The following is a 20,238-nucleotide window of genomic DNA, read 5'->3' on the forward strand; positions in this document are numbered from 1 at the left end:
TAATCATATTATTTTATACCCAATTATAGCATCTCGACTATTTAAATAACGCCTAATAAAGAACAAAAAGAAAAGAGACTGGCACTAAAATTCCAATCCCTTTTAACTTACCGTTAATTATTTATTGTCCTTACCAAAATATTTTTGTGATATCTTATCAAGCGTACCATCAGATTTCACTTCAGCTAAGGCTTCATTAACTTTCTTGATCAAGGTTACATCACCTTTACGCATACCAACACCATATGAATCAAGACCAAAGTTAGTATCCATCACACTAAAGGCTTGTGGATCTTTTTCGTGGGCAATATAGTAATTAGCATAATCAGCATCAATCAGTACGGCATTTAAACGACCTACTTGTAAATCATTCAACGCTTTATCAAAAGTATCATATGATTGGGCATCAGAACCAACCAATTTCTTTAATGAATTACCTTTTTCATTGTATGTTAGCAATCCTGAAGAACCAGTTTGTGCACCCAATTTCTTACCCTTCAAATCACTTAATTTATTAATTTGTTGATTCTTCATCGAAACAATCACTTGCTTATCATGGTGGTATGAATCAGAGAAAGCAACCTTTTTGGCGCGAGCAGGACTCTTCGTATAACCATTCCAAATCATATCAATATGGCCCGTCTTTAATTCCGTTTCTTTCATTGACCAATCAATGACTTGGAATTTAGGCTTTAAACCAATTTTTTTCAAGCTAGCTCTTGCTAAATCAACATCGAACCCAACTAGTTTACCATCTTTATTACGGAATCCCATTGGTACGAAGGTATCATCAATACCTACAACAACGGTTTTATCCGCTGTAACCTGTCGCCAAGTATCCTGACTATGCGAGGCACGATACCAAAAGAAACCTGCAATTAGCGCAATTACCAGTATAACAAGACCGTTACCGATAATCTGTCGACGCCAGTTTATCTTAGGCTTTATCATAGGCTACCCCCTCGTACAACATCTGTACTAAAGTCAAACGTTTGATCAGCTACCGCCTGAGCAAATGGCAAATCGTGGGTTACAATTAGCTGTGTAACACCTTGCTCTTTTAAGTCTTTTATCACTTTAATGACACGTTCAGTTGATTCGGAATCCAATCCTGATGTTGGTTCATCATAAGCTAAGATACCTGGTTTCATGGCTAACGCACGCGCGATAGCGACACGTTGTTTTTGACCACCTGATAATTGAAATGGATATTGTGTCATTTGTTCGGTTAGACCAAGATTCTGTAATAATACTTCGGCTTCACTCTCAGCCTGCTTTTTCGATTCTTTCTTTACCAATTGCGGTGCCAACGCAACATTTTGTTTAACTGTATAGTGTGGAAACAAATTAAAGTCTTGGAAAATCACCCCGACCTGCGCACCTTGACGATTACCAGTAATGTCTAATGTTTCATTATTTAATATTAATTCGCCTTGGTCTGCTGGTAGTAAACCTGCCAAGATTCGTAAAAAGGTTGTTTTTCCAATTCCAGATGGACCAACAATGCTTAAAACTTCAGCATCATTGATAGTCAAATCCATCTCTTTAAAGATTACTCGATCACCAAAAACTTTAGCTAAATTCTTTATTTCTAACATAATGTCCACCCCCTTAACGATAAAAGTTCATCTTTTTCTCGACATGACGTTGAATTAATGTTGCCAAAGCAATTAGGAACAAGTAAATAACGCCGACTAATAGATATGGTACTAGGGTTACATCACGTGATGCTGCAATGTTACCGGCACGCATTAGATCACCCAAACCAATGACGTAAACCAATGATGAGTCCTTTACTAAATTAACAACTTCATTTCCAACTGATGGCATCACGATTTTAGTAACTTGTGGTAAGATAATTTTCCACATCGTTTGAATTTTGCTTAATCCTAACACTTTGGCACCATCATATTGTCCATCAGGAATACTTTGAATACCACCACGAAAAATTTCAGCGAAATAGGCTGCATAATTAAGAATAAATGTAATAACAGCTGCTTCAAAGCGAGGTAAAGTCATAATATTAGCAAGGCTTAAGCCATAATAAACAAACACAATTTGCAGCAATAATGGGGTTCCACGCATGACCCATACGTACGTATTCATAACCCACTTTAGTAAATAAATATCTGAACGTAATGCCAGTGAAACTAACATGCCCAATGGTAGTGATCCAATCAAGGTTAACGCGAAAACGCCAATCGTAGTTTTTAATCCGCTTAATAAGCTTGGCAAAATTTGCATCATATAGTCCATACGTCGTCTCCTTAAAATAAAAAAGCCCTCAAGCAATTTACAAGAAATTGCTTGAGGACGAATAATCGTGGTTCCACCTCAGTTTAACTAATTATTACTAATTAGTACTCTGACCCCTGTACATATACAGGGATACATGGATAACGTCATGACACGGGAACGATTAAGCTCCAATAATCTTGGGTGTGGTTCATTTAGCATCTTCGTTACTTCCCAGCTTTAGCGTAACTCTCTTAGCAAAATAACTAAACTACTCTTCCAATCAAATTTTTATAATTACTGTTTACAATAATATAATTTAAAACAACCGATAAGTCAATCTTATCTTTTCATATTTCTTTGCGTACGTGAATCTAAAATGATTCGACCGTTCAAATCCTTTGGCGCAACGTCATATGAAGAAATATCTGGCTTCTTAGTTGCATTATACAAATACATGATAAACTCATATACCACAATCAACAACATCAAGTTAACAATAATTGTTGGGAACAAACGGAATATAATAAAATTAGGAATGCTCAAGTTAACTAAATTAATAATTCCAAATGCTGCGTAATCATAAACCATGTAAACGGTCGTTGAAACGAACCAAACTGCTAAAGATGAAAGCCAACTAAAATCTAAGAAACTCTGAATAAATTCAGCTAATTTCAAAATTAGTAAGAAACCGATTGTTGTTGGCCCGATAATGCCAGTATAAAAAATATCAATGATTAAGCCAGCAAAAAAAGCTATAAAATAAAGCCAGTGTGTCTTAATTTGCTTAGCATGACCAGTCATAACTGGCATCATAATGACAATTAAAGTTAACATTGGGGTTGCTGCCATTGGCTGTTTAAATAAAATTGGTGCCAAATATAATGATATGCCACCATCTAACATCACAGCAATTAGCACTAAAATAAAATGAACAAAAGTTGTATTAATATATTTAAGCATATTTATTCTCCGTTAATGTTACATAATTGGTAACTACATAATAGTAGCTTTTTTTCAACGTACTAGTCAACTAATTTACAAAAAATCCCTACCATATTTTTTTAAGACTGATAAACTGAATATAATATGGTTTATAAGGAGAATATAAATGGAAAAACTAGACTATTCAAACCAAGATAAATGGACACGCATTTCGGGTGATAAACAATCACCAATTGCCCTAACAGATGATAACGCCATTGACATTGATTTTGATACGACATTGTCATTTAATTATGAACATGACGCATCTTATGTCCGTGACACAGGTGCTGGAATTGAAGTTGGCTTATCAGGAAAGGCTAACATTGGTAATCGACCATTTACTTTAAAGCAATTCCATATTCACACTCCTAGCGAGCATACTGTTAATGATCAATCGTATGATGCCGAAATTCATTTTGTCCATGAAGCTAGCGATGGTCGCCTAGCAGTTGTTGCAACCCTTGTAAAAATTGGTGCCGCTAGTCAAACATATGATGCTGTCTTAAATCATATGAACCAATCAACAACTTTTGAAATTCCAGTTGATGATATTATGCCTGCTGACAAAGCGTATTACCATTATATTGGGTCACTAACAACACCACCATTAACAGAAAATGTTGAATGGTATGTGCTAAAGCAACCAGTCACCTTATCAGCAGAACAAATTGATAATTTGAAATCATTCTATGATCACAATAATCGAGATTTACAAGATTTAAATGGTCGTACAATTATTTCATCAAACTAACAAGTACAACGCATAATACTTAAATACCCCATAATCGCTAGACCTAAATATCTAACGATTATGGCTCTATACTTTTTAGCGTGAAAGTAAAAATTTCACGCTTTTATTTTGCTCTTTTTCACAATTAAAAAGACACCAATAAAAATACCGGCGTAAAATATAGTTGTCCACACAATAAGAAACGAGGTATTTATCGATGTCTATAAATGATTCTATCTTAAATTCAGTTGGTTTGACAGATAAAAATATCAATTTTTTAATTTCTAATGACGGTACTTTTAATGAGGTGGTTCCTAAAGGACATGATCATCACTTAGTATTGCGCTATCGTGCAAGTTTAAATACACTGCCTGAACGTTGCCCTAGCTGTGGTTGTCCCTTGTTAGATAACGTTTATTTAAATGGTAAAGATACAGCCGATTATCAATTACCCACAGCTAATGGTTTTGAACAAGTACTATCCGTTAAAAAACAGCGTTATCAATGTCGTAATTGCCTTAAAAGTTTAATCGCTCAATCATGTGATTTTATGCCACGTTCTAAGATTACACGTCCATTACTTTATCAAATTATCGATTTGGCTAAACGTGATATTTCTGAAAAGGAAATTGCACACATCTTACATTTATCTACTAGTAAAATTAATCGCTTAATGAATAATGCTGCTGAAGCCTATCAAACTAACTACGAGCGTGCTTTGCCTAGTGTCATTTGTGTTGATGAAATTCGTTACGCTAAAAACCAATTTAGTTTTGAAATGATTGATGGCCAGACCAGTGATTTAATTGAACTATTTTCCAAACGAACTGGTCCTAAAATTAAAAAGAACCTTTCCAATTACGCCCTAGCTAATCGAGAGAATGTTCAATTTGTTATCACCGACATGAATGCAAACTATCAAACACCTTTACGGACAATGTTTCCCAATGCTCAATTGATTATTGATCGTTTTCACATTATTCAACTGGCTTTAAAAGCTGTTCAAAGTACACGTATTAATTTACAACGTAGTTTAGATAACCATAAAAGTCGTATCTATAAACTGCTCAAAGCAAACTGGCGTTTCTTTATTACAGATGAAAATCGTTTAAACTTCCAACAGGCACGCTGGTTTAGAGGTATTAACGAATTTATGTACCCACAAGATGCATTACGATTAGTATTTGATATTTCTCCCAACTTCAAACAGACTTATGAAGTCTATCAAGCTGTTTTAAATTCCCAACGTCATCGTGCCTTTGAAGACTTTCAAACAATTTTAGAAAACTATCAATTTAACCATTCCGCAATGGATTCAGTTATTAGTAGTTACAAAAAGAATTTAAAAGGCATTAAAAATGCCTTCCTAAACAACTACTCAAATGGTCGTATGGAAGGCATCAATCGTCGTATTAAGCAAATTAATCGTACATCTTATGGCTTTCATAGTTTTAAAGCTTACGCTTTAAGAATTCGCTTTGAACTATTTAATCACCATGCATTACAAAATACTTTTAATTGCTTATTAATAAGCAAAAGGCCCATAAATCCGATGTAGTTAACATCAAATTTACGAGCCAATTTCACAAACTCAATTAGACAATTTCATGATTTTCACGCTATTTGCAATTGAGCCACGATTATGGGGTATTTCATTAACAGTAAGGCCAAATTCACACCATTTAGTTTAAGGAATTGCAACACTCACTACTGGAATATTATTAAAGTCAGTAGCAGGCTTAATATAGATTTTCTTTGATAATCCATAATTGTCGCTTCCTACTCGTTCAACTTTACCAACGTATAGACCTGATGGTGTAACACCACCAAGACCGCTTGTGGTAACTAAGTCACCCTTTTTAACTTTTACATCTGACGTAATTTGTCCCATGACAATTAAATTATCTGCCTGATTAAAATTGGTAATAATACCATCAACTGTTTCATTGGCACTATTTTGAACACGAATGGCAAAACGATCCGCCGTTTGATTATTATCTGATAGTAGTTCAACTTTAGCATTGGTTGTATTTACTTCCGTAATTCGACCAATTAAGCCACCAGAACCCATAACTGACAAACCTTTTTTTAAACCAGCATTAGTTCCCTTGTCCAAAATAAGCTGACTTTGCCAACTACTAGGTGAACGTGATGTAACCGTTGCGTTAACGACTTTATAATCAGTCAATGTATTATCAATCTTTAATTGATCTTTCAAAGCTCGATTTTCTTGTTGTAACACTTGTGATTGAACTTTCGTCTGTGCTAAATCATCTACTTTTTTAGTTAAACGCTCATTTTCTTCATACGTATTACCCAATTTTTCGATAGAATCATAGCCACCGTGAATTACCTTTAGCGGTGCATTTACCACATTTGAAGTCCAACCTGTCACATCCGATACAATTCGGGTTACTAAAGATGGTTCTTCTTGCGAATTGTGGGCCTTAGCACCTAATGTAATGACCCCAATTGTTAAAATGACAACAACGACACCAATCACTAAACGGCGTGATGTAAAGATATTTTTCATCTTAAACTTGCCCTTCGTTTCTCTCACTGCATGATAAATAGTAATTTCTACTACAATCTAATTCTAACATATAATAATAAACTACCCTGAAATACCCGGGTAGTTATACTATATTATAACTTTTAGCCTAATTATTCTTTAAAACATCAATAGACTTTAGCGCTTCACCAGTTCCAATAACAACTGCATCAAGTGGTTCAGGTGCAACAAATACTGGCACCTTAGTTGCTTCAGCAATTACCTCATCCAAATGAGCCAATTGCGCACCACCACCAGTCAACACAATCCCACGATCAATCACATCTGCAGCAATTTCAGGTGAAGTTTCTTCTAACGTTTCTTTAATAGCCACAATCACTTCAGCAATCACATCTTTGATTGCATCTGCAACATCACTTGCCTTTACTTCAATCGTCTTAGGTAATCCAGTCACTAAATCACGACCACGTGCACTGGCACTTTCCATATCTTCAGCAGCTTCTTGATCAGCTGAACCAACCGCCATCTTAAGACGTTCAGCAGTTTGCTCACCAATCAAAACAGAGTACTTTTGACGTACATAGGTCATGATAGCTTCATCTAATTTGTCACCAGCCATTCGAATTGAACGTGATGAGACAATACCACCCAAAGAAATAGTGGCAACATCAGTTGTACCACCACCCAAATCAACAACCATTGATCCAGTTGGCTCCATTACTGGCAAACCAGCACCAACAGCTGCCGCAAATGGTTCTTCAATCACATAAGCGTCACGTGCACCAGCTACTCGGGCAGCATCAATAACGGCACGGCGTTCAACAGCCGTAACACCTGATGGCACACCAATAGTTACATATGGCTTAGCACCACGTGTACCCAATGCCTTACCTAAGTAGTACTTAAGCATGGCAACGGTTGTTTCATAATCGGCAATAACACCATCACGCATTGGACGAATCGCCGTAATTGAACCAGGTGTTCGACCAAGCATTTCTTTAGCAGCTGTTCCTACCGCAACAACCTCATTTGTCTTTGTATTACGTGCAACAACTGAAGGTTCGCGTAGTACAATTCCTTTACCTTCAATATAGACTAGTGTATTAGCTGTTCCTAAGTCTATTCCAACATTTCGAGTTCCAAATGAAAACACAGCACTTTTCCCTTTTCTTTATTTATTTTGATAATTCAATTCTATTCATGTACTTTTTAACAAAGTACCATGCAATTTCTTATTAAGTTTATCACATGTTGTTGACCTTAGTCCATAAATCAATCAGTGTTTCTAGCTGAACTTTTGGCAATAAATTTTTACTACGATAACTGCGATAACCTTGTGGTGAAATCACCATAAAATCTAAAAAATGAAATTGCATTAATTGCCCACAGATAGCCATCTGATGCATCACGCTTTGATCAGCGGCCGAAGCATTTAGATTACCACTAGGATGATTATGACATAAAATAAATCCATAAGCATTACAAGCAACTAAATGTCGAAATACATCGCGGGGATGGATATTAACACTATCTAAAGTTCCCAATGCAACCTGATAAATATTAATTATAGTCATCTGCGTGGTCATTGCAATAACCCAACAACCTTCTTGTGGTGATTGTGCATAGCGTGTCACCAATAAATCGCCTAATTGCCGTACTGAAGTAATTTTAATTGTCATAACTCGCCTCCATTAATAAAGACGCACACAACCAAATTTTTATTCATCACAGTTTTATTTGTTAGCGTATAATATATAGTTGAATAATTTTATAAAGATGAGGTATGTACTACATGCGAGTTAGAAAATTTAGTCCCCTACAAATTCCAGCAAATAACGTTCCCAATACCGTTCGTTTTTACCGTGAAGTTTTTGATTTACCAACAGAATTCGGTATCAACGAATCACGTCATTTATACTTTAACCAACAATCAATTGTTTTCACTGAAGATCCCGATGCTGATCCCATTACAGTCCGAGTAGTCGTACGTGACCACAAAGACACGGTTATTAACCACTTTATTAACTATGAAGTAAAGCAAGCAAAGCCAGCTACAGAAAGTGAAGATGGCCGTCACATTATTTTCCACATCGATGATATTGATGGTAACCATATTGAAGTGATTGCGAATAAATAAGATAGTGTAACAAAAGCTGATTTGAATCCGGTATGTAACGTGATTTGCACTATTTTTGACCGTAGCAAAGCGAAGGACAAGAGTAGAGTAAATTGCGTTACATTGAGGATTTAGGCTTTTGGCGCACGTTTAAGATAGTGTAACAAAAGCTGATTTGAATTAGCTAAATAAATAAGACTGGGATGTTTACGACGTCCCAGTCTTATTTTAATTTATATGCTATTAACAGCTGCTTCCAATTCTGAAGCTATTTTTCACACTTAATCTCTTAACTTCTTTTGCCAAGCCTTAGACAATGAATAGCCAATTTCATACATGTTCTGCATTTGTAATTGATTAGCGATGTTCAAAGTTTCCTCAACAGCTGCCCATTGTTTATTAACCAATTGTGTTAATAAATTGGCCCACCATGAAAAACTCATTGCATTACGTGGTTGTTCAATCATCCACGCAGCTACCTCATCAAAGATTTCTTGCTGTAACTCAGATTCATTCAAAAGCATTACCAAAAATTGCGATGTCATCATATTTAGTAATTCCATAGTATGATGTGGCCATTTCTTTGCCCAAATCAATGCTAAATAATCAGCCGCTTGTCGCACTGGTAAATCAGTAATGACTGGTGCTAACAAAGCAACATCCATTTCTCGCCAAATTGTAACGGCTTCAAAGGAATCAATTAATATTTTTTTAGCAATTTGTGAATGCTCATTAGGAATTATTCTAGCATGCAATACATCAGCTAAACTTGCTACCCGTAAATAACCACGGGCCATTGTATTACGGAACAAATGATAGCCACGCCGACTAATATCCTTAATACCATCTACATCGTGCTTTTTATCAGCTTCCTGTAAAGCAATAATTAAGCCTTCAACCGTATCAAAGCTATTGACTAGTTCTGTATTAACTTCAGTTCCAGTTAATAGTAAATGACTCATTAATGAAATAAATCCTTCCGCAGGTAAATCATTTTCATCATTTAAATAACGATAATATCGATTACGACTAATACCAATGTTAGCCAACTCACGAACTGGAATGTCATTAGCCTGACGAATAGCATTAATTCGTTCACGATCAATTAAACTCATATGACTATCCCCACATTCCCTCAATATCTCTTACAACCTATACTATTGAGTTTACCATTTGCGCGATATCCATTCAACAAAGATTCGTTTAAAAGATGTGATTGGTATAGTTACCGACTAACCCAGCCAATTCCCAACACTAATACCGAACCATAATATAAATAAACCACCAACAAAGGTCATTAATGTCTTAATAATAAACAATGGTTGTTGACTTTCATGATGTTCGATCGCATTAGCAATATCAACAATGGGAGCTGAAAAAGTTGAAAAGCCACCCAAAATTCCTGGCGCTAAAAAGGTATGCAACCAATCTGGCATCAGGATTGATACAGTCATCCCCATAAAAAAGGCGGCTAATAAGTTAATGGTTAGTACCATTAATTCAGAAAAATTACTAAACCACTTTGTAGCAACTGACAATAAACCATAGCGCATCAATGAACCAATAGCTGCGCCAATACCCGTTAAAATTATTTCTGCCATGTTGCCACCACTTTATTTCCTATATATCGACTCAAAAATACCATCAAAACGCCACCGGCTACATTTAAAATTAGATAGCCTAGTGCACTAAATACTGATAAGTTAATCATATCTACTAGCGCGGTTGAGTAAGTTGTATACGCGCCCAAAATACCAACCATAATAAAATCTGATGTTACTTGCTTTAATTTAATCATATTACTAAACAAAACAACCAATAACGCTGAAATAAAAGTCCCACTTAGATTGACAATAACTGTTTGCCAAGGAAAGTCATTACTATGAAAAATTAACATCATACTAGCTCGTAAAATACCACCAATAAAACCACCAGCAGCAACTGCTAATATTTCAAATAAAATATTCTTTTTAGTCATGTTACTATCCCTTATCAATAACGATTAAAGTAATTTAATAAGTCCGTTACTGTTAAATTCTCCTTTTCACTGCCACTCACATCTAATGAAATTTTACCCTCTGACATGATAATTAAGCGATTACCATATTCTAAGGCATCTTCTAAGTGATGCGTAATCATTAATGCTGTCAATTTTTCCTCATAAATGCGTTTATCAGTTACTTGCATTAATTGCGCACTAGTTTTAGGATCCAAAGCCGCCGTATGCTCATCAAGTAGCAGCACTTCTGGTCGTAATTGTGTAGCCATTAAAAACGATAGTGCTTGTCGTTGACCACCAGAAAGATCACCAGCCGCCATATCGAGACGATCTGATAAGCCATTGCCCATGGTTGCCGTTACTTTCGCATATTCAGCTTTCTTAGCCTCAGTTAACCCACGATTCTTTAGACGACGTGGTAACCCACGACGTTCAGCTAAGAGCATATTTTCTAGCACTGTCATTCTTGGTGCTGTGCCTAATTTAGGATCTTGGAAAACACGCGCCAAGAAATGTGTGCGTTGCGCTTCACTAAGATTAGTAACATCTTGACCACCTAAATATATATGACCACTCGTTAACTTTAGTGAACCAGCTATAACATTAAATAACGTTGACTTACCAGCTCCGTTAGAACCCAATACAGTCACAAAGTCTTCCGCTAATAACGTTAAAGATACATCATCTAAAATTGTTTTTTCGCCTGGTTGACCTTGATTAACGACCACGGTCGCATGGTCTAATTGTAATTTTGTTTCTGTCATCTTTTATCATCCCCGCTTTAAAAACGTATTTAACCGTAATTTTGATCGTAAGCCAGGTAACATCAATGCTAAGCCAAGAATAATAGCACTAACTAATTTCAAATCATCAGCATTGAAACCGACATAAAGCACAATTACTAAGACAAATCGATACATAATTGAGCCAATAATAATTGTAATCAAACGTTCAGGCAATGTTAAGCTATCCGTAAAACTAACCTCACCAATAATAATCGATGCCAAGGCAACAACAATCGTTCCAACCCCCATGTTAACATCAGCGAAACCATTATTCTGAGCAACCAAAGCACCACCAAGACCAATTAACCCATTTGATACCATTAGTCCTAAAATCGTCATATTATCGGTATTGATTCCAAGCGAGCGTGCCATATTTGGATTATCACCAGTTACAATAAATGCTTGCCCTAATTCTGTTTTTAAAAATTGTGATAAACAAATAGTGATTAGAACAATAATGACAACACCAACCACAATTACCGGAAAGTTCTGTGGTAATCCTTTTAAGAAATCATATGTAAATAAATTGGTTTTACCTAATAATGAACGATTAGCTTGTCCCATAATTCGCAAATTCACTGAATAAGCAGCCGTCATTGTTAAAATACCGGCTAATAGAATTGGAATCTTTCCTTTAGTATATAACAAACCAGTAACTAATCCGGCTAAACTTCCTGCTAATGTGGCAATTAGCGTAGCAATTATCGGTGACACACCATTAGAAATTAGTGTTACAGCTGTAGCAGCTCCTAATGGAAAAGTACCTTCAACAGTCATATCAGCAACATCCAAGATTCGAAATGTTAAGTATAATCCAAACCCCAATGTCGCCCAAATTAAGCCTTGACCAATGGCTGATATTAAAATTCCCATAATGTCCTCACTTTACAAACTTTGCATGTTCATATTCTTTAGGTAACTGCAACCCTAACTTCTCCAACTGTGCGCGATTAATAATCAAATCACCTTTCTTTATAAATCCAACTGGTACGTCTTTTGGATCTTTTCCCTTCAAAATTTGAGCAACTTGCTTACCTGTCTTAATCCCTAATTTCTTTTGATTAATCGATTCAGCTGCTAAACCACCATCTTTTACCATCGTATCAACTGTTGGGAAGACTGGTACCTTAGCTGCGTTGGTACTGTCAATTAATGTTGGCATCGCACCAGCAATTGTATTATCAGTTGGCACAAAAACGGCATCCACTTGGTTATTCGCAACCATTTGCTTAGATGTTTGATTCAAATCATTAGATGAAGAAATTGTGTATGGCTTAACTGTCATACCGTCCTGTTTGGCTAAATCGATCATTTGTTTAGCTTGAATTGAAGCAGAATCATCAGAAGATGTATAAATAACTCCCAAATTTTTTAAATTCGGCACGAACGTTTTCATCATCTTTAATTGCGCTTGCAATGGCGCCTGATCAGAAACACCTGTCACATTACCACCAGGATGCTGATAGCTTTTTACCAATTTTGACTGAATTGGTGTTGTCGAGGCAGCAAAGACAACTGAATTATCAGTAATCGTATTAGCCAATGCAACAGCTGCAGGTGTAGCAATTCCAACTGAAACATCAGCGTTGGTATTTTCAAATTTTGAAGCCATCGTCTTTAAGTTAGACTGATCACCCTGCGCATTTTCATACAAAATTTTAATATTTTTACCTTTGTGATAACCTTCTTCAGCTAACCCTTTATAGATGCCCTTATTAATGTCATCCAATGCAGGATGCTTCATATACTGTAAAATAGCAACCTTTGGTGTTGCCTTATGCTGACTAGTTTGAACTGAATCATATACGCCTGCAAAAATTGTAAAAATAGTTAATACACTAATTGTGCCCAATATTTTTTTATTCATTTATCTATCCTCATGACTATTTGCTACACAAAAAAACACGAGCAGACACCACAGTATCTTCTCGTGTTTCACCATGAAAAGAACTGCACGTTAAGCCGCACAACTCTTTCCATCATTTCGGAAATTAGTTAGCACAGACTCAATACATCTGCTCCCTAAGGAACCCACGTACTGAACCTATGATTACCATAGTCCGTACGCGTTATCTGCGCCACCAACCATTAAATTGTAAAGTAAACTTACTCATAACTAATTACCACCTTGTATATCATTTTCATAATGATAGCACTTTATTTTTACTAATGCAATATGCCCTAATCAATATTATAATCATCATCTGACATCGCTTCAACTTGACCCAAACGGTAACCATTACCGACTTGTGAGAAGAAATCATGATTTGATGTTGTTGTTGAAATACCATTCATAACTATTGGATTTACATCTTCTGCCCCATCAGGGAACAATGGATCCTGACCCAAATTCATCAAAGCTTTATTTGCGTTATAACGCAAGAAAGTTAATACTGAGTCAGTCCAGCCAATATCATCATACAGTAATTTCGTATATTTCTCTTCGTTGCTGTACAAATCCATCAATAAGTCGTACAACCACATTTTTAATTCATTTTGTTCTGCTTCATCTAGTTCATTAAAACCAAGTTGGAACTTATAACCAATATATGTGCCATGCACCGATTCATCACGCAAAATTAATTTGATAATTTCTGCAACGTTATTCATTTTATTGTGTCCCAAATACCAAAGTGGTGTATAAAAACCAGAATAGAACAAGAACGTTTCTAACAAAACAGAAGCAACCTTTCGTTGCAAAGGTGTTCCTTCTTGATAGACCTCATTAATTTTATTTGCTTTATATTGCAAAAACTCATTAGAATTTGTCCAATCAAAAATCTCTGCAATTTCAGCTGGCGTATGCAATGTTTCAAAAATTGAAGAGTAAGATTTTGCGTGCACTGATTCCATGAATTCAATATTATTCAATACTGCAGTTTCATGTTGCGTCCGAGCTGCCTTTTTCAATGATTCCATACCATCTTGTGACTGCAATGTATCCAACAAAGTTAGACCACCAAAAACATGACCGACTAGATAATGTTCTTCTTCGCTCATTTTACGCCAGTCATCTAAATCGTTTGATAATGGAATACGTGTATCAAGCCAAAACTGTTCAGTTAATTTTTCCCAAGTGGCTTTATCAATATTATCTTCAATTTCATTCCAATTAATAGCTTCGTATGATTCTGTCATTTATTTACCCTATTTTCCATCTGCCAATTACTCTAAATTGAGCAACTCTCGCATTCATTTACACCGAATTCTTCCATATCATCAGTATAAGTACGAATATAATAAATTGACTTAATACCCTTGCTATGAGCATACAAACGCAAAATATTCAAATCACGAGTGGTCATCTTGTCAGTATGGTTCTCTTTCCAATCATACAAACCTTCTGGCACAGTTGAACGCATAAACAATGTTAAGGCCATTCCCTGATCAATATGTTGTTGTGCAGTTGCATACACGTCAATGACACGGCGCATATCCATATTGTAAGCTGATTCATAGTATGGCAATGTATCAGTTCCCAAATATGGTGCTGGGTAGTAAATTTTACCAATCTTCTTTTCTTGACGTTCTTCAACACGATTAATAATTGGATGTAGTGATGCTGTTGCATCATTAACATACGAAATTGATCCGGTTGGGGCAATTGCCATACGATAAGCATTATATAAACCATATTGCTTAACGGATTCTGCCAAAGCAACCCAATCCTCTTGTGTTGGGAAATGATGAACTGAGAAGATTTCCTTCACTTTATCAGTTTTTGGTGACCAGTCTTGATTAATATACTTTTTAAAGTATGCACCAGTTGCATAATCTGACTTTTCAAATTCGTAAAAACTAGTTTGACGTTCCTTCGCCAACTTATTTGATGCAACTAAACTATAATAATTTAGCATCAAGAAGTAAGCATTGGTAAAGTCCAGTGCTTCTTCATCACCATAATACATATGATTCTTAGCAAAGAAAGCATGCAAGCCCATAGCACCTAATCCAATAGCATGGGTTTGTTGATTACCTAAACGTACTGATGGCACAATATCCAAATCCGTCTGATCAGAAACGAATGTCAAAGCACGAATCATGGCATCAACTGACTTTCCAAAGTCTTTAGTTGCCATCATATTAACAATATTTGTTGAACCTAAATTACATGAAACATCAGTTCCTAGTTGATCATAGGTTTGTTCATTATTAATTAGTGATGGTTTTTGAACTTGTAGAATTTCAGAACATAAGTTTGATGAAATTACTTTTCCAGCAATTGGATTAGCTTTATTGACTGTATCAATGTTAATAATGTAAGGATAACCTGATTCTTGTTGTAACTTTGAAATTTCAGTTTCCAAATCACGAGCACGAATCTTTTTCTTACGAATATCGTCATTTGCAACCATGGCGTCATATTCAGCCGTAATATCAACATAGTTAAAAGGTTCGCCATAAACCTTTTCTACATCGTATGGTGAAAATAGATACATATCTGCATCTGCTTTGATCAATTCATAGAACTTATCTGGTACTGTCAAACCAAGTGACAATGTCTTAACACGAACTTTTTCGTCAGCATTTTCTTTCTTGGTTGCCAGGAAGCTCATAATATCTGGATGGAACACTGACAAGTAAGTGACACCCGCTCCATTACGTTGCCCCATTTGGTTAGAATATGAAAATGAATCTTCCAATAACTTCATAACTGGTACAACACCAGAAGCAGCATTTTCAATACCCTTAATAGGTGCACCAGCTTCTCTTAGGTTCGACAAAACAATGCCGACACCACCGCCGATTTTTGATAATTGCAAAGCTGAATTAATAACACGACCAATCGCATTCATATCATCAGTTGCTTGCAAAATAAAGCATGATACTAATTCACCACGACGTGAACGACCCGCATTTAAGAATGAAGGTGTTGCTGGTTGATAACGTTGATGAATCATTTCATCAGCTAAGCTCATTGCTAAATCTTCATCCCCATTAGCATAGAACAACACGTTCATCACAACACGATCATTATAATTTTCAATATAATAATCACCATCGTTAGTTTTTAATGCATATTGTGCATAAAACTTATATGCAGCCATAAATGACTTAAAATGAAAATCTTGCGACTCTAAATACGCATATATTTTTTTAATAAACGTCATTGAATATTTGTTAACCATCTTTTGATCAACATAATCATGCTCAATTAAATAATCGAAACGTTCTTGAATTGTTTCAAAATGTAATGTATTAGGCAATACATTTTCTTTTATAAATGCCTCTAAGGCTTCTTTATCTTTTTGTAATTGGATACTATTATTTTTTGGGATATTCAATTGATTATTCAAATCAAAATAAGTAACCTTATCCAAATCTAGCGTTGCTAATGACATTATTCTTACCCCGTTGCCTACCTACTGTAAAGCGGAACCCCTTAATTTGGTTGCACCGACCTGTAAGTATATTTTTTAGTTGAATTACATTGCTTGGTTTAACTTAGCAAGCAAATCTGGTCGAAAACCATGTACTGGTTCCATATCGCCTGAAAAGACGACTGGTACTGATTGGTAACCCTTATCTTTCAAAAATGCTAATGCTTCTGGATCGTTCTCAACATTTTTTTCTGAGTAACTAATACCGTATTGTGTCAATGTCTTCTTTGTCATCATGCATTGGATGCAATTATTTTTTGTATATACTGTAACATTCTGCATATTTTCACCTAAACTTTCTGTTTTTATAAACCTAACGCTTTGTTAATATGAAATTGAGTATAAACTAATTAGGCACACATTTGCAAGGCATTAATTCGTTAAAAAAAGGCTTGACATAGGCTTTTGCGCAGTATAATAGCTTTTCTAGTGATTGTTACAAATAGATTAAATAATAACTATCCGTTAGTTATCTAATTGCTAATTTCAGTCTTTTTTTCTACACTTAATATTGTTCGTAAAAATAGGAGGATTTACTCATGCCAATTAAATTATTGTATATCTCTATTTCTGGCAATACACGGTCATTTGTCAAAAAATTAACTACTTTTGCTAATGAGCAAGGCCAATTAAATTTAGAACCTATTGAAATATCAGAAGCTTCACCAGATATTATTACAGATAGTCCTTTTTTTGTTCTTGTTCCAACTTATTTAGATGGTGGTAATGGCATTGGTAATGGCGTTATTGAAATAATGACTGATGTGTTACGTGAACAGTTAGAATTACCGGAAAATACAGCCAATTTAATTGGTATTATTGGTAGTGGTAATAAGAATTTCAATGCACAATATATTTTGACTGCACGTCGTTATGCCGTTGATTTTAATGCACCACTAATTGCTAATTATGAATTACGTGGCACAACAGCTGATGTGACACGTGTCTATAACGCAATTCAACAACGTCTTACCGAATATAACAAACAAACGAGATAGTTTATGCCAACAAAACATCCAAAATCCAAAAAAGTTTCTTTAACCAAACAAAAGCGACAAGAAACTTGGGATTCACTAACACCTGAACAACAAGCAGTTATTCAACAACACATTCGTTATCAGCAAACTTCCTTATTCATGAATTATGAATTAGTTGGTCATGGTCGTCATTGGACACTAACTGATTATCGTGAAAACACCAATTATAACACGCAACATGGGAAACAATTATATTGTGATTGTGGTCGTCGTTTAAAACATCAATATGTTCTTAAAAATGACTTAGGCGAAGAAATCAAACTGGGTATCACCCATTTTGCTGATCATATTGGTATTTCTGAAAAAGTTGCCCGTCAATTACAAGCTGAAATTCACCAGCTAAATTTTGGCTTAGATGAACTTCTCCAACGTATTCGGCGCCATGCTGGTTTAAATGATACAATGCGTAGTTGGTTTTTAAATAACCAAGAAACATTTCCAGAGGCTCCCACAGATACTGCAGAATTTATTGCATCTGGTTTACCGCCAGAGCGACATATTCAAGCTGACATTGTTCGAGCTTACAAAAAAGCACATTATATAAAAAAAGAACGACAGCTAAAAAGGAAACCCGTCAAACTTGATAAAAATACTTGGCGAGAGATTTTTCGTGATGTTTAACACTATTATGAGGAGAATTTTATGCCTACATTGTACACAGCTACCACAGACAACGTCACATACGCTTTGTTAGTTAATGAGGAACTTGGCTTAGTTTCCCAAGTATATCCGTTACAAGTTAACTCACAGCCACACACAACATGGTCAGATATGATGGCACTTCATACAAAACAAACGCAACTGCTTTCAAACCAAAACTACTGGTTATGGCCAATTGATCCAGCTACCAATCAATTTCCAACAGAAACACATCAACATACTAGATAAACAAAAAAACCGTATCTCAGCCGTTTGAACAAACTGTTCATAATCGACGAGATACGGTTTCTTTATTTTAGTGAACTAATCATCACACAAAGTGAGAATTAATTTTACCACCAACCATTAGCAGCACGGAATGAGATAGCATTGTCAACTGATCCATAACGTGATGTTGCATAGTTTAGCATTCCCTTAGTTTGTGTTTCAACTGATCCTTGTCCCCATGATTGGTTAGTTTGTCCCAAACCGTGGTATTGACCATTTGAAGCATTAACATTTCCACCTGATTCAGGCATTACAATTGATTGCCACATTGATGAAGTACCACCAGCTGCGATAAATTGATCATATGTTGAACCTGAAGCTGCTGAGCTAGTTGCAGCAGGTTGTTGTGCTGGTTGTGCAGGCTTTTGTGCAGGCTGTGCTGATTGTTGTTGTACTGGTGCTTTTTGTGCTGGTGCAACATTAGCTACAGAAACTTGTTGTGCTGGTTGTTGAACAGTTGCAGTTGCTGCAGGTGCAGCAGCTTGGTTTGCAGCTTGATCATCAAGCTCAATTTGATCACCAACAAAAATCAAGTTAGCGTTTGAAAGCTTGTTAGCATTCATAATACGATCTACTGATGTATCATGGCTCATAGCGATTGATGACAAAGTGTCACCTGACTTAACAGTATACGTATCAGCTGATACATCCGTGGCCATTGCAGCAGTTGCAACTCCAGCGACAGTTAATGCAGTTAGTACTTTTTTATTCATTATAATTAATCTCCTTGATGTTTACCTATATTGGCATTGACGCTTTCTATTAGTCCACTTCAACACAGGTCTTATCACTGCGTTGGGAACTCATGCTTAACAACAAATATTAGTTTACCAATATCATGGCTATTTTCGTTACAATGATGCGACATTGCGTTACACCTGTATCACAAACCCCGTTTCTAACAGAAATTTAGTTGTAACATCTACTTATGTTTAGTCTCAAACTACTGATACAACAGTATTTTCTAATAAAGATTAACCGGTTAATGAAATAACAATTTTTGCCTTATTATTTATACAAATTATTAATTAATCTTTTTTTTATTGCACAACCCACAAATCATTACGGAAATGTAACAGTGTTAAAGTTAATATAAAGATTTTTTATTTACTTTTAAGCATTAAAAAAGCAGATTAACTACTTAATTAATCTGCTTTTCCTTTATTTTATTAAAATAATTTCGCGGTCAACTAATTCATTAATGTAGAATCGATACATTTTTTCCAACTCTTCATACTTTTGATTATTAAAAATATTAACCAAAGCATTGCCACTTGGATTGACTGTCTTAATCTTTATCCCGGTTAAATCCTTATTGACTACCACTTTTAACTTAATTGCGTTATCTAAACCCTTTTCTGGTTCTAAAGAACGAATCATCACATGTGAGCCAGCATTATTCTTAACAAACCCTGTATCACCTAAAGCGTATTGCTTTAATTGCGGATTAAACTGATATATCTCTTTATCTCCTGGTACACTCACAGTAGTTTCAAATGCCATTCTATTCTCCTTCTACTATTGACTAA

24 protein-coding genes are annotated in these 20,238 nt (G+C 35.5%); 6 read left to right on the top strand and 18 right to left on the bottom strand.

Annotation, left to right across the window (positions count from 1 at the left end):
* Window positions 1-117 precede the first annotated feature (117 nt).
* From ACSYSF_RS05795 to mreD, 4 genes are all read right to left on the bottom strand, one after another.
* On the bottom strand, window positions 118-951 hold the full coding sequence (locus ACSYSF_RS05795) for an amino acid ABC transporter substrate-binding protein (RefSeq protein ID WP_489867040.1): 834 nt from the start codon (window positions 949-951) through the stop codon (window positions 118-120).
* Entirely contained in the window at window positions 948-1,598 is a 651-nt protein-coding gene (locus ACSYSF_RS05800) for an amino acid ABC transporter ATP-binding protein (RefSeq protein ID WP_489867041.1), read from the bottom strand. The genes ACSYSF_RS05795 and ACSYSF_RS05800 overlap by 4 nt, the downstream gene beginning before the upstream one ends.
* A gap of 13 nt (window positions 1,599-1,611) precedes the next feature.
* Entirely contained in the window at window positions 1,612-2,256 is a 645-nt protein-coding gene (locus ACSYSF_RS05805; RefSeq protein WP_489867042.1) for an amino acid ABC transporter permease, read from the bottom strand.
* Between the two features lie 321 nt (window positions 2,257-2,577).
* Complete coding sequence (gene mreD / locus ACSYSF_RS05810) at window positions 2,578-3,198, bottom strand: rod shape-determining protein MreD (RefSeq protein WP_489867043.1); 621 nt, start codon at window positions 3,196-3,198, stop codon at window positions 2,578-2,580.
* A 148-nt stretch (window positions 3,199-3,346) separates the two neighbouring features.
* Between mreD and ACSYSF_RS05815 the strand changes: the two genes are divergently transcribed.
* Window positions 3,347-3,973, top strand: a complete 627-nt coding sequence (locus tag ACSYSF_RS05815) for a carbonic anhydrase (protein ID WP_489867044.1) — start codon at window positions 3,347-3,349, stop codon at window positions 3,971-3,973.
* Between the two features lie 196 nt (window positions 3,974-4,169).
* Window positions 4,170-5,510, top strand: a complete 1,341-nt coding sequence (locus ACSYSF_RS05820) for an ISL3 family transposase (protein ID WP_489867045.1) — start codon at window positions 4,170-4,172, stop codon at window positions 5,508-5,510.
* A gap of 129 nt (window positions 5,511-5,639) precedes the next feature.
* Here ACSYSF_RS05820 and mreC read toward each other — a convergent pair whose 3' ends face one another.
* From mreC to ACSYSF_RS05835, 3 genes are all read right to left on the bottom strand, one after another.
* Window positions 5,640-6,485, bottom strand: a complete 846-nt coding sequence (gene mreC, locus ACSYSF_RS05825; RefSeq protein WP_489867046.1) for a rod shape-determining protein MreC — start codon at window positions 6,483-6,485, stop codon at window positions 5,640-5,642.
* Between the two features lie 127 nt (window positions 6,486-6,612).
* The gene (locus tag ACSYSF_RS05830) at window positions 6,613-7,617 is read right to left on the bottom strand and encodes a rod shape-determining protein (protein ID WP_489867047.1); all 1,005 of its coding nucleotides are present in this window, start codon (window positions 7,615-7,617) and stop codon (window positions 6,613-6,615) included.
* A gap of 91 nt (window positions 7,618-7,708) precedes the next feature.
* Window positions 7,709-8,143 (bottom strand): JAB domain-containing protein, encoded by a 435-nt coding sequence (locus tag ACSYSF_RS05835; protein ID WP_489867048.1) that lies wholly within the window; start codon window positions 8,141-8,143, stop codon window positions 7,709-7,711.
* A 113-nt stretch (window positions 8,144-8,256) separates the two neighbouring features.
* Between ACSYSF_RS05835 and ACSYSF_RS05840 the strand changes: the two genes are divergently transcribed.
* Window positions 8,257-8,601: a VOC family protein gene (locus ACSYSF_RS05840; RefSeq protein ID WP_489867049.1), complete on the top strand. Its 345-nt coding sequence runs from the start codon at window positions 8,257-8,259 to the stop codon at window positions 8,599-8,601.
* Window positions 8,602-8,861: 260 nt separating this feature from the next.
* On the opposite strand, the gene ACSYSF_RS05845 is transcribed toward ACSYSF_RS05840, so the two are convergent.
* The 9 genes from ACSYSF_RS05845 to ACSYSF_RS05885 form a co-directional block, all read right to left on the bottom strand.
* Window positions 8,862-9,695 (bottom strand): hypothetical protein, encoded by an 834-nt coding sequence (locus tag ACSYSF_RS05845; protein ID WP_489867050.1) that lies wholly within the window; start codon window positions 9,693-9,695, stop codon window positions 8,862-8,864.
* Window positions 9,696-9,812: 117 nt separating this feature from the next.
* Window positions 9,813-10,181, bottom strand: a complete 369-nt coding sequence (locus tag ACSYSF_RS05850; protein ID WP_489867051.1) for a fluoride efflux transporter FluC — start codon at window positions 10,179-10,181, stop codon at window positions 9,813-9,815.
* The gene (locus tag ACSYSF_RS05855) at window positions 10,169-10,558 is read right to left on the bottom strand and encodes a fluoride efflux transporter FluC (protein WP_489867052.1); all 390 of its coding nucleotides are present in this window, start codon (window positions 10,556-10,558) and stop codon (window positions 10,169-10,171) included. The genes ACSYSF_RS05850 and ACSYSF_RS05855 overlap by 13 nt, the downstream gene beginning before the upstream one ends.
* Before the next feature lie 14 nt (window positions 10,559-10,572).
* Window positions 10,573-11,343: an ABC transporter ATP-binding protein gene (locus ACSYSF_RS05860; RefSeq protein WP_489867053.1), complete on the bottom strand. Its 771-nt coding sequence runs from the start codon at window positions 11,341-11,343 to the stop codon at window positions 10,573-10,575.
* A gap of 6 nt (window positions 11,344-11,349) precedes the next feature.
* On the bottom strand, window positions 11,350-12,237 hold the full coding sequence (locus tag ACSYSF_RS05865; protein ID WP_489867054.1) for an ABC transporter permease: 888 nt from the start codon (window positions 12,235-12,237) through the stop codon (window positions 11,350-11,352).
* A gap of 7 nt (window positions 12,238-12,244) precedes the next feature.
* On the bottom strand, window positions 12,245-13,231 hold the full coding sequence (gene trpX / locus ACSYSF_RS05870) for a tryptophan ABC transporter substrate-binding protein (RefSeq protein WP_489867055.1): 987 nt from the start codon (window positions 13,229-13,231) through the stop codon (window positions 12,245-12,247).
* Window positions 13,232-13,545: 314 nt separating this feature from the next.
* Window positions 13,546-14,502 carry a class 1b ribonucleoside-diphosphate reductase subunit beta gene (gene nrdF, locus ACSYSF_RS05875; RefSeq protein WP_489867056.1) on the bottom strand — a complete coding sequence of 319 codons (957 nt, stop codon included), beginning with the start codon at window positions 14,500-14,502 and terminating at the stop codon, window positions 13,546-13,548.
* A 32-nt stretch (window positions 14,503-14,534) separates the two neighbouring features.
* Complete coding sequence (gene nrdE, locus ACSYSF_RS05880) at window positions 14,535-16,706, bottom strand: class 1b ribonucleoside-diphosphate reductase subunit alpha (protein ID WP_489867057.1); 2,172 nt, start codon at window positions 16,704-16,706, stop codon at window positions 14,535-14,537.
* A gap of 84 nt (window positions 16,707-16,790) precedes the next feature.
* A complete protein-coding gene (locus tag ACSYSF_RS05885; RefSeq protein ID WP_489867058.1) occupies window positions 16,791-16,982 on the bottom strand; it encodes a glutaredoxin domain-containing protein in 192 nt (63 codons plus the stop codon).
* Between the two features lie 302 nt (window positions 16,983-17,284).
* Between ACSYSF_RS05885 and ACSYSF_RS05890 the strand changes: the two genes are divergently transcribed.
* The 3 genes from ACSYSF_RS05890 to ACSYSF_RS05900 are packed head-to-tail and all read left to right on the top strand — an operon-like array spanning window position 17,285 to window position 18,670.
* Window positions 17,285-17,743, top strand: coding sequence for a class Ib ribonucleoside-diphosphate reductase assembly flavoprotein NrdI (locus ACSYSF_RS05890; RefSeq protein ID WP_489867059.1), 459 nt, complete (start codon window positions 17,285-17,287; stop codon window positions 17,741-17,743).
* 3 nt (window positions 17,744-17,746) lie between these two features.
* On the top strand, window positions 17,747-18,403 hold the full coding sequence (locus ACSYSF_RS05895) for a hypothetical protein (RefSeq protein WP_489867060.1): 657 nt from the start codon (window positions 17,747-17,749) through the stop codon (window positions 18,401-18,403).
* 21 nt (window positions 18,404-18,424) lie between these two features.
* Window positions 18,425-18,670, top strand: a complete 246-nt coding sequence (locus ACSYSF_RS05900; RefSeq protein WP_489867061.1) for a hypothetical protein — start codon at window positions 18,425-18,427, stop codon at window positions 18,668-18,670.
* A 104-nt stretch (window positions 18,671-18,774) separates the two neighbouring features.
* On the opposite strand, the gene ACSYSF_RS05905 is transcribed toward ACSYSF_RS05900, so the two are convergent.
* Together ACSYSF_RS05905 and ACSYSF_RS05910 are read right to left on the bottom strand one after the other, a co-directional pair.
* Entirely contained in the window at window positions 18,775-19,422 is a 648-nt protein-coding gene (locus ACSYSF_RS05905; RefSeq protein WP_489867062.1) for a LysM peptidoglycan-binding domain-containing protein, read from the bottom strand.
* A gap of 448 nt (window positions 19,423-19,870) precedes the next feature.
* Window positions 19,871-20,212 carry a cysteine desulfurase gene (locus ACSYSF_RS05910; RefSeq protein ID WP_489867063.1) on the bottom strand — a complete coding sequence of 114 codons (342 nt, stop codon included), beginning with the start codon at window positions 20,210-20,212 and terminating at the stop codon, window positions 19,871-19,873.
* Between the last annotated feature and the right edge of the window lie 26 nt (window positions 20,213-20,238).

This window comes from Weissella sp. ESL1139 (assembly GCF_058506735.1).

Excerpts from the sequence above, each read along its gene's own strand:
- mreC (WP_489867046.1), bottom strand. The coding sequence starts at position 6,485 with ATGAAAAATATCTTTACATCACGCCGTTTAGTGATTGGTGTCGTTGTT.
- ACSYSF_RS05900 (WP_489867061.1), top strand. The coding sequence starts at position 18,425 with ATGCCTACATTGTACACAGCTACCACAGACAACGTCACATACGCTTTG.
- ACSYSF_RS05855 (WP_489867052.1), bottom strand. The coding sequence starts at position 10,558 with ATGACTAAAAAGAATATTTTATTTGAAATATTAGCAGTTGCTGCTGGT.
- ACSYSF_RS05895 (WP_489867060.1), top strand. The coding sequence starts at position 17,747 with ATGCCAACAAAACATCCAAAATCCAAAAAAGTTTCTTTAACCAAACAA.
- ACSYSF_RS05885 (WP_489867058.1), bottom strand. The coding sequence starts at position 16,982 with ATGATGACAAAGAAGACATTGACACAATACGGTATTAGTTACTCAGAA.
- ACSYSF_RS05820 (WP_489867045.1), top strand. The coding sequence starts at position 4,170 with ATGTCTATAAATGATTCTATCTTAAATTCAGTTGGTTTGACAGATAAA.
- nrdF (WP_489867056.1), bottom strand. The coding sequence starts at position 14,502 with ATGACAGAATCATACGAAGCTATTAATTGGAATGAAATTGAAGATAAT.
- ACSYSF_RS05815 (WP_489867044.1), top strand. The coding sequence starts at position 3,347 with ATGGAAAAACTAGACTATTCAAACCAAGATAAATGGACACGCATTTCG.
- ACSYSF_RS05865 (WP_489867054.1), bottom strand. The coding sequence starts at position 12,237 with ATGGGAATTTTAATATCAGCCATTGGTCAAGGCTTAATTTGGGCGACA.
- ACSYSF_RS05905 (WP_489867062.1), bottom strand. The coding sequence starts at position 19,422 with ATGAATAAAAAAGTACTAACTGCATTAACTGTCGCTGGAGTTGCAACT.
- ACSYSF_RS05845 (WP_489867050.1), bottom strand. The coding sequence starts at position 9,695 with ATGAGTTTAATTGATCGTGAACGAATTAATGCTATTCGTCAGGCTAAT.
- ACSYSF_RS05840 (WP_489867049.1), top strand. The coding sequence starts at position 8,257 with ATGCGAGTTAGAAAATTTAGTCCCCTACAAATTCCAGCAAATAACGTT.
- ACSYSF_RS05805 (WP_489867042.1), bottom strand. The coding sequence starts at position 2,256 with ATGGACTATATGATGCAAATTTTGCCAAGCTTATTAAGCGGATTAAAA.
- nrdE (WP_489867057.1), bottom strand. The coding sequence starts at position 16,706 with ATGTCATTAGCAACGCTAGATTTGGATAAGGTTACTTATTTTGATTTG.
- ACSYSF_RS05910 (WP_489867063.1), bottom strand. The coding sequence starts at position 20,212 with ATGGCATTTGAAACTACTGTGAGTGTACCAGGAGATAAAGAGATATAT.
- trpX (WP_489867055.1), bottom strand. The coding sequence starts at position 13,231 with ATGAATAAAAAAATATTGGGCACAATTAGTGTATTAACTATTTTTACA.
- ACSYSF_RS05835 (WP_489867048.1), bottom strand. The coding sequence starts at position 8,143 with ATGACAATTAAAATTACTTCAGTACGGCAATTAGGCGATTTATTGGTG.
- ACSYSF_RS05795 (WP_489867040.1), bottom strand. The coding sequence starts at position 951 with ATGATAAAGCCTAAGATAAACTGGCGTCGACAGATTATCGGTAACGGT.
- ACSYSF_RS05800 (WP_489867041.1), bottom strand. The coding sequence starts at position 1,598 with ATGTTAGAAATAAAGAATTTAGCTAAAGTTTTTGGTGATCGAGTAATC.
- mreD (WP_489867043.1), bottom strand. The coding sequence starts at position 3,198 with ATGCTTAAATATATTAATACAACTTTTGTTCATTTTATTTTAGTGCTA.
- ACSYSF_RS05850 (WP_489867051.1), bottom strand. The coding sequence starts at position 10,181 with ATGGCAGAAATAATTTTAACGGGTATTGGCGCAGCTATTGGTTCATTG.
- ACSYSF_RS05890 (WP_489867059.1), top strand. The coding sequence starts at position 17,285 with ATGCCAATTAAATTATTGTATATCTCTATTTCTGGCAATACACGGTCA.
- ACSYSF_RS05860 (WP_489867053.1), bottom strand. The coding sequence starts at position 11,343 with ATGACAGAAACAAAATTACAATTAGACCATGCGACCGTGGTCGTTAAT.